Annotated in this window: 14 protein-coding genes and 1 pseudogene; 2 read left to right on the forward strand and 13 right to left on the reverse strand. The window is 36.1% G+C overall.

Features of this window, described 5'->3' with window-relative positions:
* Positions 1-182: 182 nt before the first annotated feature.
* The 3 genes from HYG88_RS04605 to HYG88_RS04615 all read right to left on the reverse strand — a co-directional run bounded on the left by HYG88_RS04605 (position 183) and on the right by HYG88_RS04615 (position 2,520).
* On the reverse strand, positions 183-953 hold the full coding sequence (locus tag HYG88_RS04605; protein ID WP_005160169.1) for a tetratricopeptide repeat protein: 771 nt from the start codon (positions 951-953) through the stop codon (positions 183-185).
* A gap of 397 nt (positions 954-1,350) precedes the next feature.
* Positions 1,351-1,929, reverse strand: coding sequence for a hypothetical protein (locus HYG88_RS04610; RefSeq protein WP_005160167.1), 579 nt, complete (start codon positions 1,927-1,929; stop codon positions 1,351-1,353).
* A 15-nt stretch (positions 1,930-1,944) separates the two neighbouring features.
* Positions 1,945-2,520 (reverse strand): hypothetical protein, encoded by a 576-nt coding sequence (locus HYG88_RS04615; protein WP_005160165.1) that lies wholly within the window; start codon positions 2,518-2,520, stop codon positions 1,945-1,947.
* Between the two features lie 245 nt (positions 2,521-2,765).
* On the opposite strand from HYG88_RS04615, the gene HYG88_RS04620 reads away from it, so the two are divergent.
* On the forward strand, positions 2,766-3,017 hold the full coding sequence (locus tag HYG88_RS04620; protein WP_034602689.1) for a VF530 family DNA-binding protein: 252 nt from the start codon (positions 2,766-2,768) through the stop codon (positions 3,015-3,017).
* A 70-nt stretch (positions 3,018-3,087) separates the two neighbouring features.
* On the opposite strand, the gene HYG88_RS04625 is transcribed toward HYG88_RS04620, so the two are convergent.
* Both HYG88_RS04625 and HYG88_RS04630 read right to left on the reverse strand, forming a co-directional pair.
* Entirely contained in the window at positions 3,088-3,396 is a 309-nt protein-coding gene (locus tag HYG88_RS04625) for a helix-turn-helix domain-containing protein (protein WP_004954417.1), read from the reverse strand.
* Entirely contained in the window at positions 3,393-4,724 is a 1,332-nt protein-coding gene (locus tag HYG88_RS04630; RefSeq protein WP_005160161.1) for a type II toxin-antitoxin system HipA family toxin, read from the reverse strand. The genes HYG88_RS04625 and HYG88_RS04630 overlap by 4 nt, the downstream gene beginning before the upstream one ends.
* A gap of 277 nt (positions 4,725-5,001) precedes the next feature.
* On the opposite strand from HYG88_RS04630, the gene HYG88_RS04635 reads away from it, so the two are divergent.
* Entirely contained in the window at positions 5,002-5,700 is a 699-nt protein-coding gene (locus HYG88_RS04635) for a DUF1826 domain-containing protein (protein WP_005160153.1), read from the forward strand.
* A 4-nt stretch (positions 5,701-5,704) separates the two neighbouring features.
* Here the strand turns inward: HYG88_RS04635 and HYG88_RS04640 are convergent, their stop codons facing one another.
* From HYG88_RS04640 to HYG88_RS04670, 8 genes and pseudogenes are all read right to left on the reverse strand, one after another.
* Positions 5,705-6,547 carry a DUF4268 domain-containing protein gene (locus tag HYG88_RS04640; RefSeq protein WP_005160150.1) on the reverse strand — a complete coding sequence of 281 codons (843 nt, stop codon included), beginning with the start codon at positions 6,545-6,547 and terminating at the stop codon, positions 5,705-5,707.
* A gap of 134 nt (positions 6,548-6,681) precedes the next feature.
* Positions 6,682-7,482, reverse strand: coding sequence for a sulfite exporter TauE/SafE family protein (locus HYG88_RS04645; RefSeq protein WP_005160149.1), 801 nt, complete (start codon positions 7,480-7,482; stop codon positions 6,682-6,684).
* 51 nt (positions 7,483-7,533) lie between these two features.
* The gene (locus tag HYG88_RS04650; RefSeq protein ID WP_005160147.1) at positions 7,534-8,025 is read right to left on the reverse strand and encodes a flavin reductase; all 492 of its coding nucleotides are present in this window, start codon (positions 8,023-8,025) and stop codon (positions 7,534-7,536) included.
* A gap of 129 nt (positions 8,026-8,154) precedes the next feature.
* Positions 8,155-9,183 carry a methionine synthase gene (locus tag HYG88_RS04655; RefSeq protein ID WP_005160145.1) on the reverse strand — a complete coding sequence of 343 codons (1,029 nt, stop codon included), beginning with the start codon at positions 9,181-9,183 and terminating at the stop codon, positions 8,155-8,157.
* 30 nt (positions 9,184-9,213) lie between these two features.
* Positions 9,214-10,206: a DUF1852 domain-containing protein gene (locus HYG88_RS04660; protein WP_178882664.1), complete on the reverse strand. Its 993-nt coding sequence runs from the start codon at positions 10,204-10,206 to the stop codon at positions 9,214-9,216.
* A gap of 387 nt (positions 10,207-10,593) precedes the next feature.
* Complete coding sequence (locus HYG88_RS04665; protein ID WP_005160141.1) at positions 10,594-12,726, reverse strand: TonB-dependent siderophore receptor; 2,133 nt, start codon at positions 12,724-12,726, stop codon at positions 10,594-10,596.
* Between the two features lie 165 nt (positions 12,727-12,891).
* A pseudogene (locus HYG88_RS15240) lies at positions 12,892-12,963 on the reverse strand (type 1 glutamine amidotransferase domain-containing protein); the annotation flags it as partial.
* 70 nt (positions 12,964-13,033) lie between these two features.
* Positions 13,034-15,238, reverse strand: a complete 2,205-nt coding sequence (locus HYG88_RS04670) for an OsmC domain/YcaO domain-containing protein (protein WP_005160139.1) — start codon at positions 15,236-15,238, stop codon at positions 13,034-13,036.
* Positions 15,239-15,258: the final 20 nt, after the last annotated feature.

Genomic DNA, 15,258 nt, shown 5'->3' on the forward strand with positions numbered 1-15,258 from the left:
AATTTTTTCCAACTAAGTATTTAAATTTAAAGCATAAATTTAAATAATACTTTTTTAACTAGATTTTAGGTGAACATAAGTTAAATAAAATGTCTGAGACAGTGATTAGTTTTATTTAAACGGATTTACCTGCAAGTACTGTTAGTTAGTAGTGCCTTATCGGAAATAAAGTTGAAACAACTTTATTCATTATTAGGATAAAAAATTAACGCCATTTCATTTCCTTGTTGTACTGCTTTTTTAAGCCATACTTTGGCGATTTTCTTATTTTCTTGAACACCTGTGCCAGTAAAGTACATCATTCCTAAATGATATTGAGCATCTGAATGTCCACCATTGGCAGCTTCTGTTAACCATTTCAGAGCTTTAACATAATTTTTTTCAACTCCCTGTCCTGTTAAATAGCTATGCCCAAGATAACTTTGAGCATCAATATTTCCTTGCTCTGCTGACTTAATTAGCCATTCTAGACCTAACTCAAAATTTTGTTCTGAAGCAATTCGACCATTTCTATAGCTAACCGCTAACTGAAGTTGTGCTAAAGAATCATTTTTAGCTGCTGCTGACTCCCATAACTTCATTGCTTCTATAAAACTATTCCAAAGCCCGCCTCGACCTTGTAAATACATATTTCCCAAACTGGTTTCAGCTTTAGGATTTCCTTGAGAAGCAGCTTTTTTCCACCATATTACAGCCTGTAAATCATCTTGCTTTACGCCTAAACCTGAAGCATATATATTGCCTAATGCATATTGAGCTTCAGCATTACCATTTTCAGCTTCTTTTCGAGTTTCTTGTGCTGCTTTTTCTAAATAGTTTAAAAAGTTAGATGTTTGATAGGATTCAATATTTTCAGGCAACGGTTTTATTTCTTCCGCATTTGAATTTATTGAGCAAATTAAAATCACAAGAGAAAAAAATATTTTATTCATAATTAATTTAAATATGGTCATTCTGAAGTCGCATAACTTAATTTTATGTTAAATAGCATATCCAAGACTGTGGCCTACAACACTGTTTGTAGCCACAGCTCAGTAACGTGATGATCTACGATTATACATCACGTTACTGAGTATCCTAATGAACATAATATAAGTTATGCAGAAATCAGACCGCTACTCGACTTGCGTATTAGCCGAGCCTACGCAAATCTGCGTGGCTATGACCTCTATGTCTGGGTACATGATGCAGATTTTGTCAATCGTTTCCCGCATATTATAAATTGGGGGTTGAACATCTTGCTTAGCAGTTGATTCTGCCGTGTTTACCAACACTTTGGTTATAGTTGCCTTATTTAAAAGTTACCAATTTATGGTTAGGATTAAATCACTAGTGTGACTCATTTTTATTTTATTCACTTGAATAAAAGAACGAATATTCTCCATTGAGAAAATCATAATTCACATTGAAGGTTACACCAAGAAATTTAATTAAAGAGTGAACAGATTTTTGATATTTCTCCATGTTTAGCAAGGAAAAATCATGTTGATATTGTGGGGCAAAGCTAAAACCAACATATGTAATAGGTTTCTTGAAATGAACCAACTCATCTCTAACAGTAATTAACTTTTTCAAATCTGCTATAAAGTTAATCCTATCTAAATTTACATCATTCCGTCTACATAATTCTTTGAATTTTGCTACAGGACCGCCTTTAATACTTCTCTCGTTAATATCTTGAGTATTTATATTTGTAATCCAAACAAAATTTATAAAAGATTCTACTGCTAGTGCCCATCCTAAAACACAATCAATGCAGGATAAAAGAACTACTTCATTTTCAAATTCAGGACCATAAAAACTCTGACTTTGCCCTGTTTCTGGGTCAGCATCAGGCAGTAGTTTAAAATCTTCCTTAACGGACAACCACGCTTCATCTGCCCTTTTTAATAAAATTTGTTCTAAGTTTATGCGATAACCGTAAGTCATTTTTTACCTTCTAGACTAGAGTCCATCATTAAAAGACGTGTACCCTTTTTTATTTGGAAATTTTTTTAGAGATGAGGATATTTCTCTCAGTGATTTTTTAATTTCAGTTTGGAAAGATGGTTCACTAATATTGACGCCTGAGAACTCCATTGGATTAACAATGACCTTATTAACGATTTTTCTTTTAAATATTTGTAGTGCTGTACGACTATAAAAAGTAATTGTTATTTCCAAGGGCTTATTATCTAAAGCCTCTTTTAGTCCACCAAACTGCCCCCATGAATAAACTAATTTTTCATCAGGAAGCAGTATTGTTAAACCATCAACTAAAGCACCTGATTCATAAATTTTCTTAGGTTGAGTCAATCCTTCAATACCATAAGATTTTTCAGGTATACCAGTGGGACTAATAAAATTAATATCCCTAGCGACTCCTTTCCCAATATTATGAATGACAAGATTAATCATTGTAGGTCTTGTTAAATCTACTTTTGCATAAACAACAACATCACCAATAGAATTGTTATAATAAATAATATAAGCAACAATCAGCGATGTAAGTGCAACAATTAAAGATAGTATGTCAATCATTTTCGATCTTAGTCATTCTGAAGTCGCATAGCTTCATTTTATGTTAAGTCTGATACACCTAGCAATAACTTCATATATTTCTTTCTCACACCAAAATTCAATAGCTTTACTAATTTATATTTAGAAAAAGGTTAACTAGAAAATAAGCTGTGATTTTCTATTTTAATTACGTTCAAATTCCAACTCTCTCATTTTTAACTAGCCTAGGTTATAATGGTGGTCTTCCAAAATATTGTTGCTCTATTATGAACGCCTCCAATGACCCTCTACACGGCAAAAAACTTGCTGACATTTTGGATGAATTATTGGATTACTACGGTGGCTTTGAAGGCTTAAGTTGTAAAATTGAAATTAGATGTTTTTGCATAGATCCAAGTGTTAAATCATCATTGCGATTCTTGCGTACCACACCATGGGCACGTGAAAAAGTAGAAAGCTTATATTTGTATGTCTTACGCCAAAAAGCCAAACAAAAATCTCAGCTATCAAAACTCTAGTCCCAGCATTTTAATTAGCCGATTCTTAATATCTTTTATCAGGAAACTATATGTTCCATAGCCATTGATCTCATTCTGATGGTTTAATGATCTTTCTCACAATGTGCTCATGAGTCGGTACAAGTCCTGCTTTCAATCCAAGTGGTTTAAATACCTTGTCTAAAACAGATTGCGTAAGTTTTCCTTTATCTTGTTCAATATCTGTTAACGTCCTACGACTTACACCGACTAAATTTGCATATTGTTCCTGAGACATACCAAGAATATTTTTTCGCAAATACGCCAATAATTGTCCCAATGTAATTTCATTCAATAAGTACTGCATATATAGATCAATAAGAACTTGTTGACGATCTTGAGTCTGATTTTTTGTATTCATAATAGTTCCCATCTTTCTAATTTAGCTTCAACATAGTCAAATGAAAGCGCTGGAATCTCCATAATTTGTTTTGGTACACCTTTATCTATTAATCTTTGTTTTAGCCCAACAAGATGACTTGCTAAAGATTTCAATGTAGTTAGAGACAAATTCGGATCGCATAAATGTGCAAGCTTTTGTGTAATTTGCTCCCATTGATATTCTCCTCCTTCCTCATAAGGACTTCCCCAAGTTGTTGATCTTGTGACAACTTCTGGATCAGCTTTCATTGGAGCAAAATCATAAATTGGAGCAAGCGAAATTTTTCCAGATTGTTTTAGAAATGAAGTATTTCGCCCATGATTATCAGAATTACCAAAAATAATATTGAGTAAATCTCGCTGTAACCACTCACAAACGAATTGTTCTGAATCAAACTCTGAATCAATAGATATCAGTAAATTGCATAGATTTTCAATCACTTCAAAGTGATTGAGATGGCTACCCGAAGCTTTATTTAATACGGAATAGACAGATTCAAGTCCATAACGATGCCATTTTTGGTTGTGCCATTCAACATCAAATCTTGGTAGCCATAATGATGGATATTTTTCACCTTCGATCAGCTTCATTTCTGTAGTTTCAATGGTATTGAAACCCAACTCTTTTAGCTCTTGATAGTAATAGTATTCTGCTCTGAGAATATTACAGTCGATCTCACTACGATTATTTCTAGGGAATTTAACTAGATAGTGTTGATCAGGTTGATCAAAGTTTTGTTGATAAGTATCAATCCAAATATTTTGATCTTTTGTAGCACGAATCAATAATTTAGGAGCTTCACCACCCGCTCCTGTTGCACCACCACTAATTGCACCCATTTGCTGTGCATATTCAAGAAAATCTACATTTCGGTCAGCAACATCACTTTGACTAAAATAACGTAAATGCAGAGTTGATTCAGGATTGATTGGTGGAAGAGCTTCTTTTATTCTCAAATTGCCTACGGGTGCGATGCCACCTTTTTCTAATAAAATACTATCTTGCTCAGCATGCGTTAGTCTTTGTAGACCTAGAAAATTCACCCAATAACGGCGTGCAGCACCTGATGGAACAATATCATCTAAAAAACCAAACCATGAACTAGATTCATGTTTTATTAGTATTTGTATAGGTAGCGACAAACTACAGGCATGCTCATCTCGCTTGTCCAAATTGTGGATTGCGTATTCTAAATCGTAAGCTAATTCACTGGCACTTGCTGAGCCTAGTTTAGGTTCTAATAATGTTAGTTCAGCAATATCAAACCAACTTTGATCAAGTAACGCCTGTATTGTTAATTTTTTCATTGATGTAAATGAGCAATTATTTTCTCAAAAATACTCTCTTTTTTTATATTTGTGAATATATTTGCGCATAATTATTTTTTATGTAAGTTTTTGAGCATAAATTTGCTCATAACGATCTGTGGAAAATAACTTATTCAGTGTCTATTTAAAACCCTTTATTTCATTGTTATAAGGTATGAAAAATTAAATGTTTGAAAAATACTATTCCATCTATCGTTGTTAACGTGATCGAACTGTGTATCATTAAACATATTTTCTTTTTGATAAACTTCTTTTTATGAAGAATGCATTTTCTAATCACAAGCAAATTAGCGTGGTTTCTAGTTTCTCCGAACTTATCAGTTCTAATTTTCAAGGAGATAGAAATGCGATTTGTTGGTATAGAAACCTGAATGGAGATTTTCAAGAAATCGTCAAAAAACTTCAGCTAAAGGAAAATATCACTGAGATTTCAGTTGATGATTTATTGGCTTTACAACTTTCTGAACATGGTCGTTTAGCAAGAGAAATCATAATTTCGGATATTCAGCAATTAACAGAGCTTGGCGCATCACCTACGCTTAACTTAATTCAAAATTACGAACGTGATGATGAGTTAGATTATATTTCGACAGATGTTTATTCATTTCATGTTGATCGCTCGCCTATTCCAACAGATACTTTTTTATGTACCTATCACGGTGCGGCAAGTGAGATTCTGCCAAACGATCAAGTTGAGCAAAAGATTTTAGTTCCTGAAATTAGAGAAAAACTAAAAAATCTACATGATGGACCAGAAGCCGAATTTGAGAATTTTTTAGAAGAATATTTCTTTGATTTGCACTACCGAGCAAAACCTGAGAGTAAACCTATTAATTTGGGTTTAGGTCATCTATGGCGTTTGGCAGTCGACCATCCAACACAACAAGTTTTACCCTGTGTGCATAGAGCACCTACTGAAAATGATGGAGAGTATAGACTTTTATTAATTTGTTAGATGTTTATTCATCTTCATGTATCTTGGATTGCCACTGCCCTTGTTTGAGCAATTGATAAATACCATTCATGTGCGGAGCAAATGCTTGTTCAAATTTTATCATATTTGTAACCATCCATTCGATCATTTTTGGCCATTCTGCTTTGTCATAACCATCAAAAGGTTTTGCATATTGAATGCGACATGATTTTTTTCCAGGTAAAGGTAACCACTCAAGTGGTTGTCCAAATATTTTCTCAATTTGATCTCGATGAGATTTTAGGTATTCAAAAGTAGCATTATTTGCATCAGGTTCTGAACGAGAAATACTAAAGCATTGACATGATAGGTTAAATTGGCTTAGCCAAAGCATAGTATTCGTAACTTCTTTTCTATAGTTAGCTGCAACTAAAATAATTCTTTGACTTGTACTAGTATTGATAAGTTTGGTCTGTAAATCCTCAATTTCTAAGAACTCAGATAATCGATCTGAAGCTTTGACGTGGTCATTCGGATAATATTGGTCAAGATATTTCTGATAAATTTCGATAATGTCATTTTTAGTAAGATTAGAACAATAACCTGCATATTTTAAAGCTTGCCATACAACATCACGCCCAGAATCATCAAGTTTATTTTCAATAATAACTAAATTACCTTCTTTGTCGATCGCCAAGAGATCTAAACGCTCTTTTGTATCATCAAAACCAGCAAATTCCTTTTGAATTATCAATAGTTCTTCTCCAAAAACAGCTGGGGTATTAACCAACCACTCTTGAAGATGATGACGCTCAGAAAACCCAAGCTCAGAAAAAGTTTTAGTAAGTAGCGGAGAAATTCTATTTTGTTGAGAGTTAATTTTGTACATTTATGAGATAAGCTCGAAATTCATAACTGCTGGGGATAATATTAGATTACCATATCTGTAATACATTTAATCACAATGTAAAAAAAAGCCCATATTTAATGAGCTTTTATCAAAGTGAATCAAACTCTTATATTTCAACGTATCCCCTTAAAAAGGAAAAAACATCCGACAAACAACAGTAGTACAGCAAAGCATTTTTTTAACATTTGCGGTGATAAAGCATGTGCCACTTTGGCACCTAGCTTTGCAGTGAAAAAGCTCATCGCACTGATACCCAGAAATGCATAAACATGAACAAAACCAATGCTATTCGGAACATTTATTTGTTCTTTCATACCAAATAACATAAACCCTAGCGCACCTGCGATTGCGATAGGTAAGCCACATGCAGCAGATGTTCCAACTGCTTTTTGCATGACTACACCGTGATGATTTAAATAAGGTACGGTTAGACTACCTCCACCAATACCAAAAATTGCTGATGCTATGCCTATTCCTGTACCTGCGAACACCTGTTTAGTCGTTGATGGAAGGACTTTATTCTGATCTATTACTTTTTTGGCTCCAATAAACATTTGGTATGCAACCCAAATCACAAAAACACCAATAATCAGTTGTAAGTGTTCCCTTGATAGTAATCCTGCAATACCCGCACCAAAAAATGACCCAATGACTAAACCAGGAGTCAGATTTTTGAATACAGGCCAAATTACTGCACCATTTTTATTATGCGCCATTAATGAGCTGATAGACGTCACAATAATGGTGGCTAATGAAGTACCCAAAGCAAGATGCATCACAACTTCAGGATCATAGCCCATTTGTGTAAAGACAACATATAAAAGCGGTACAATGATCAGCCCACCACCTACACCAAAAAGTCCAGCAGCGAATCCCGCTAATGCACCTATAGCTAAAAAAATGATTAATTCCACGACATACTTACTTGATTGAAGGTTAATATTAAATGAATAGCGAATGTTGGTTTAAGCAACTTCAGTCTCACCTACTTGGTGATAAGCACGATTAAAATACACCAGACTATGTTCATGCTGACTTTTTTGAATAGCAACTGTACGGCAAATAAAAATAGTATGTGTTCCTACTTCCTGAATTTGTTCAATCTGACAATCAAAACTGACAAGAGCATCCTCTAAAACAGGTGCACCTGTTTTTAATTTAGTCCAAGTTCCATGTTTAAACCGCTCTTCAGACGTCAACTTAGAAGAAAACACATTGGAAATATGCTGATGTTGCGCGCCTAGAACATTCACAGTTAAAGTTTCATTTTCAATAAAATGTGCATGTGACCTAGAGGCTGTATTCATACACACCAATAATGTCGGAGGTGTATCCGTAACGCTACATACAGCAGATGCGGTAAATCCATGACGACCAGATGCTCCCGCTGTAGTCACCACATTCACTGCACTTGTCAGTAAAGACATCGCATTTCTAAAGTCATTTGCTTCAATCATCATCTGATTCCTAAATTGAACTGTAGCTTTTCTTTAGATTAAGACCTAACACACACTTGCGTCACATTTGCACATCTAAATCATTTCAAACCGAATGGGCTGCTAACGATATTTCCTAATTGCTAAATACTAAACGGCGAGCTCTTTTCGGATAATTTCTGCACCTGCACTTAAGGCATTCAGCTTGCCGCGTGCTACTTCACGAGATAAAGGCGCCATTCCACAGTTAGTAGATGGATAAAGTTTATCGGCATCGACAAACTGAAGCGCTTTGCGTAGCGTATCTGCAACCTCATCCGCTGTTTCAATATTATTGGTTGCAACATCAATCGCACCAACCATGACTTTTTTACCACGGATCAGTTCGATGAGATCCATTGGTACACGAGAGTTTTGGCATTCAAGTGAAACGATATCAATTTTAGACTTTTGAAGCTTAGGGAAAGCTTCTTCATATTGACGCCACTCTGAACCCAAAGTCTTTTTCCAATCTGTATTGGCTTTGATGCCATAGCCATAGCAAATATGAACCGCAGTCTCACATTTAAGACCTTCAAGCGCTCTTTCCAAGGTTGCAACACCCCAATCATTCACTTCATCAAAGAATACATTAAATGCAGGTTCGTCAAATTGAATAATATCAACACCCGCAGCTTCTAATTCAAGTGCTTCTTGATTAAGAATCTTGGCAAATTCCCAAGCCAGTTTTTCACGGCTTTTATAGTGACCATCATATAACGTGTCAATCATAGTCATTGGACCTGGAAGCGCCCATTTGATTGGTTGTGTTGTTTGGCTACGTAAAAACTTGGCATCTTCCACGAAAACTGGCTTTTGGCGAGAGACTGCACCGACTACAGATGGAACACTTGCATCATAACGATTACGGATACGAACTGTTTCACGCTTCTCAAAATCTACACCATCAAGATGCTCGATAAATGTGGTGACAAAATGTTGGCGAGTTTGCTCACCATCGCTCACAATATCAATTCCCGCATGGATCTGTTCTTGTAGAGATAAACGCAGAGCATCTTGCTTCGCTTCGATTAATGCCTCACCCTCTAATTTCCAAGGTGACCAAAGTTTTTCAGGTTCTGCAAGCCATGAAGGTTTCGGTAAGCTGCCAGCCGTTGATGTTGGTAATAAAATTGCCATTTTAAATCTTCTATCTCTATTTCGGGTAAATTAAGCAGCGTTACTTTGTACGGTGTAGTTAGCAGCCCATTGTTCAAGGATGTTTTGATAAGGTTTGATAAAGTTTTCTTCCGTCCATTTACCTTGTTTTACTGCCAATTGACCACGCTCTACACGGTCGTAAACGATTCGTGTTAATGAGTAATCTGGATACTCTAAACTTGCTTGATACACTTGTGCTGCTGAAGAATTTGCATTGTAAATTTCAGGACGGTAGATCTTTTGGAAAGTTTCCATCGTGCTAATTGCGCTAATCAGTTCAAAATCGGTGTAATCACGTAATAAATCACCCGCAAAATAGAATGCTAAAGGCGCAACACTTCCTTTCGGCATGAAGAAGCGAACCTGTAAGCCCATTTTATGGAAATATTCATCTGTACGTGAATATTGATCTTGCTTATATTCAACACCTAAAACTGAATGCTCATTAACAGTACGCTGATAAGTCCTTGCCGTTGAAACACTTAAACAAATGACAGGTTGTTGATTAAATTCAGCCTTAAACGTATCTGAATTTACTAAATATTGATAAAGCTTACCGTGTAAATCACCGAAACCTTCGGGTGCATACGAAGTTGAGTTCTCTCTATTATGTTCTTTCAGCACCACACTAAAATCATAATCACGTACATAAGACGAGAAACTATTGCCAATCATGCCTTCAATACGTTGATTGGTATGGTGATCGGTAATGGTGCTTTTCAGCATTTCAATGATTGGAAAAGTTTTACCATTACCTTCAATATCTAAATCTGCAGAAATAATATCAATTTCAAGTGAATAACGGTCACCATTCGGATTATCAGTTTGTGCTAAAGCATTGAAACGATTATTAATCATTCGAAGTGTATTACGAAGATTCTCCTCTCGACTTTCACCGCGTGCTAAGTTGGCAAAATTAGTCGTTAGACGTGTGCTATCCGCTGGTTGATAGTTTTCATCAAAACGAATGCGTTTAATTGAACATGCAAACTCTTTACTCATGATGATTGGTATCCTAATTTTTGCGATAAACCGTAAACTTCTTTATGTTGTAATTTATACTCGAATCATCACATGAATAAAAATGATTTAATCTAACCAAAAGATGAATAAAATTCATTGTTGTGTGTTTTTATAGGTTTCAGTGCTCTAACCTGAACGAGCTTCATCATGAGCTGAAAAACTATCAGGATATTGATTGAATTATTGCTATAAGGGCGTCTTTGTAATTTGGAATTATTCTTTAGATGATGACATACAATGTTTCGTTTCTATTTTTTGTTTACAACGATATAAAAACTTGAATTTTATTAATCCAATAGCAGAATCTCGTAAAAAGACGATCTAATTTTAAGTCAGATCGTCTTTATTCATATCAGTGAATTGGATTTAAAAATTCACCGTCCAAGACAATTGTGCTGTCCGTGGTGTACCAAGAAATAAATAATCATCACCAAAGAAGCTACCGACATCTCGCCAATATTTTTTATTAAATAGATTATCAACATTGAATCTTAACGTGTTTTCATAGCCATTAGCTTTAAAGTTATAAGCTGCACCAGTATTAAAAACTGTGTAGCTTGGAACTTTTACGCTGCCTATTTTATTGGCATATTTACTGCTACTGTATTGTATGCCAGCGAGTAAACGTAATCCTTCAACTTGGGGAACTTGGTATGAGATATAACTCGCCAAACGTACAGTTGGTACATTTTGAGTTTGATGACCATCATATTCAGATGATTGTATGTCTTTTAAGCGTGAACGGGTCAGTGCTAAAGTCGATGTCATATCTAGGTTTTGACCAATACGCCCTTGTAGACCAAGTTCTAAGCCGAGGTTATGTTGTTCACCATCTTTTACGAAATCATTTGAAGTATTGGTATGTTGATTATCTTGTTTTAAATCAAATAATGCAGCTGAAAAAAGTAAATCTTGCCACTGCTGCTTAAATCCCAATTCATATTGCGCTGAATGTTTAGGTGCTAATGTCACAGAAGGATTGTTTGCAAACCACGGTGCTTGTCCGCCGTCACTTAATCCTTTGGCATAAGAAGCATAAATATGAGTCTTTTCCCAAGGCTGATACATCACAGCAAATTGAGGTAAAAAGCGATTAAAGTTAGTGTCACGAATATTATTACCAGATGCATTATAAGCATCTTCATTTAAATGCAGTAGTTTTCCGCCTGCTAGAATTGACCATGCTGTATTAAATTCAACTTGATCAAGTAAATTTAATGCTGTTTGCTGACTGTTTAAAGATTTGTAGTGATTGCCCAAAACCGCGCCTGATGGAGCAAAGTCCACAGTATCAGTGTAAATATTCCCTGTACCGACAGCTTGGTTAATCGCATCGTATTGCGCATGTCGTTTATAAGTTTGTGATAATTCTAAACTCAACTTATGTTGCCATGATCCTGTACTAAATTGACCATTTAAGCCTGCTTTAAATTGATTGGTCAGGTAACTGTCATCAGGACTGCGGAAGTCATAAATATCATAGTTACCATTTTGATCAAAGGTATAGGCAAACGCTGAATAATCATCCACTACAACACGACTTTGAGAAGCACTTAGATTTGCTGACCAATCTTTATTGATTTGGTAATTATATTTTAAGCCTGTGTTTAAACTTTGGTTAATGACAGGTTGGCTCCAACTTTGATAGCCAAGTAAACGATCCCACTCTACGCCAGTAGGTACGGTTTTACCATCAAGCAACTGATAACCAGGTACTGAACGCTGACGTTGACGCTGTGATTCGATATCAAGTTCTAATTTTGAACGATCTGATATATTCCAGTCTAATGCTAAAGAACCAAATAAGCGTTTACCATTGGCATGTTCTACATACGGATGGATTTCCTCATGCGCCAAATTTATTCGATAACCCAATTGCTGCTCATCTAAAAATCCACCAAAGTCCGCTGCGATACGATTACCGCCATGACTATCTGCATCAACGGTTATTGAACGGATGTCTTTAGGGCGTTTGCTTACATAATTAACCACACCCGCAGGTGTTGACATTCCACTTTGAATGGCACTGATACCCTTTAAAATTTCGACTTGTTCTTTGTTTTCAAGTGCGACATTTTGTTCACCGCGAAGTAAGTTACCATTGAGCAAGTAGCTTGAACCAAGGTTCAGTGCGAAACCACGCATCATAAAGTTTGAGTAATAGCCAATTGGGGCGTAACCATCACCTACCGCAGCATCGTTTTTCACAACATCCGTTAATGTTTTCGCATGTTGATCAGCAATTCGCTCAGCCGTCACGGCATGAATAGATGCAGGAATCTCAGCAATATTTTGTTGAGTAAAACCAGATAAATTCACCTTTGGTTGAAAATATACACTTTCTGCTGCTTGGGCGTTTACTGTGATTGTTTCTAATTGGGATACCTTATTTTCATCTTCAGCATGTACCAATACTGAGCTTAGCCCTAGGCATGAAAATGAACCAACTGCCAGTAACGCTTTGTGTAAGCGAGAAAATGTAAATGGATATGTTTTCACAGTAATTGCCTAACCCCGAAAGATAATCTTATCGTCTAAATTTTCGGGCATGAGTATTCACAATTTTCTATGATTGAACAAGTACGTTTTCCACCATCTATCTAATATTTTTAAATGTTCTGTATACCGTAGGTAGAGACAGAGCATATGATCAAAATGTTTTTAATCGGCATTATTTAAAAAACCCCACATCACGCCGTGCCCACCCGTGTAATAAATTACATCATAGTCTTCCCAACAGTGGACTAACGATATAAAAGTGCATGATCAACATGCACTTTTTAAAGGTTTAACGTTTAGCTTGTATTTATACAGCTACTCCGACAGCCTTTGCACGCGCTTGATGCAATTTCTTATAGCTATCAATCAAACGTAAATGGCGATCAAGCCCTTCAAGTTTCATACTTGTTGGTGTGAGACCATAGAAACGAACATTCCCTTCAACAGATCCGATGACTGCATCCATACGTTCGTTACCAAACATACGACGGAAATTCGTTTCATAGTCTTCTAATTCCATCTCATCATCGAGCAATACTTCAAGTACTACGTTCATGCATTGATAGAATAGTCCACGTTCAACGGTATTGGTATTGTATTGTAAGAAGGTTTCAACCAGTTCTTTGGCTTCTTCAAACTGTTCTAATGCAATATAGATCAATAGTTTGAGCTCAAGAATAGTCAACTGTCCCCACACGGTATTGTCATCAAACTCAATGCCAATCAAGGTCGCAATTTCAGTATAGTCATCTAATTCACATTCTTCTAAACGTTCGACCAAAGCTTCAAGTTGAGTCTGATCCAAACGATGCAGATTTAAAATGTCTTCACGGAATGCCAACGCTTTATTAGTGTTATCCCAAATTAAATCTTCGACCAAATAAATTTCAGAATAATCTGGAACTAAGATACGACATGCTGTTGCACCTAAATGCTCATAGACAGCCATATATACTTCTTTGCCCATTTCTTCCAAAATGCCAAACAATTCAGCCGCTTCTTCTTCATTTGAGTTTTCACCATCATTGGTGAAATCCCACTCGACAAAGTCATAGTCTGATTTTGCACTAAAGAAACGCCATGAAACTAATCCACTTGAGTCAATAAAGTGTTCAACAAAATTATTTGGTTCAGTGACTGCTTCACTTTGGAAGGTTGGTTGAGGAAGATCATTTAAACCTTCAAAACTACGTCCTTGTAAGAGTTCGGTTAGGCTACGTTCCAACGCAATTTCAAAGCTTGGATGTGCGCCGAATGAGGCAAATACGCCTCCCGTACGTGGATTCATCAGTGTCACACACATCACTGGGAAATCACCGCCCAAAGAAGCATCTTTCACTAAAACAGGAAAACCTTGTTCTTCTAAACCTTGGATGCCCGCCACAATACTTGGGTATTTTGCTAATACTTCTTGAGGTACATCAGGTAAAGCAATTTCACCTTCTAAAATTTCACGTTTGACAGCACGCTCAAAAATCTCAGATAAACATTGAACTTGTGCTTCAGCCAAAGTATTACCTGCACTCATTCCATTACTTAGGTACAAGTTTTCAATCAGATTCGATGGGAAATACACAACTTCCTGATCTGACTGACGCACAAATGGCAACGAACAAATACCCCGCTCTGTATTTCCTGAGTTGGTATCATATAAATGTGTACCCAGTAATTCATTATCTGGGTTGTAAATTTTAAGGCAATATTCATCCAAAATTTCTTTTGGTAATTTACCTTTCGGGTCCGGTTTAAACCACTTTTCGTCTGGATAATGTACAAATTCTGCATTGGCAATTTCTTCACCCCAGAACTGATCATTATAGAAAAAGTTACAGTTCAAGCGTTCAATGAACTCACCTAAAGCTGATGCCAAAGCACTTTCTTTGGTAGAGCCTTTACCATTGGTAAAGCACATTGGTGATTGTGCATCACGGATATGTAAAGACCAAACATTTGGAACAATATTACGCCAAGATGCAATTTCGATCTTCATCCCTAGATTCGCCAAAATACCAGACATGTTGGCAATAGTTTCTTCTAGTGGTAAATCTTTCCCTGCGATATAAGTGCTGCTTTCTGAAGTCAGACTTGGCATCAACAGAGCTTGCGCATCCGCATCAATACTTTCGACTTCTTCAATGATAAATTCAGGACCCGTTTGAATTACTTTTTTAACGGTACAACGATCAATTGAACGTAAGATGCCTTGACGGTCTTTTTCAGAAATATCAGCGGGTAATTCAACTTGAATTTTGAAAATTTGTTTATAACGGTTTTCTGGATCAACAATATTGTTTTGTGACAAACGAATATTATCAGTCGGAATATCACGCGCTGCACAATATACTTTAACGAAGTAAGCTGCACATAATGCTGATGATGCTAAAAAGTAGTCAAATGGACCTGGTGCAGAACCATCACCTTTATAACGAATGGGTTGGTCAGCGATAACTGTAAAATCATCGAACTTGGCTTCTTGTCGAAGATTGTCGAGATAATTAACCTTGATTTCCATGCTGGCACCTAAATATTCTT

Origin of the sequence: Acinetobacter sp. SwsAc4 (genome assembly GCF_013391535.1) — a bacterium.
In the GTDB taxonomy this organism is placed as follows: domain Bacteria; phylum Pseudomonadota; class Gammaproteobacteria; order Pseudomonadales; family Moraxellaceae; genus Acinetobacter.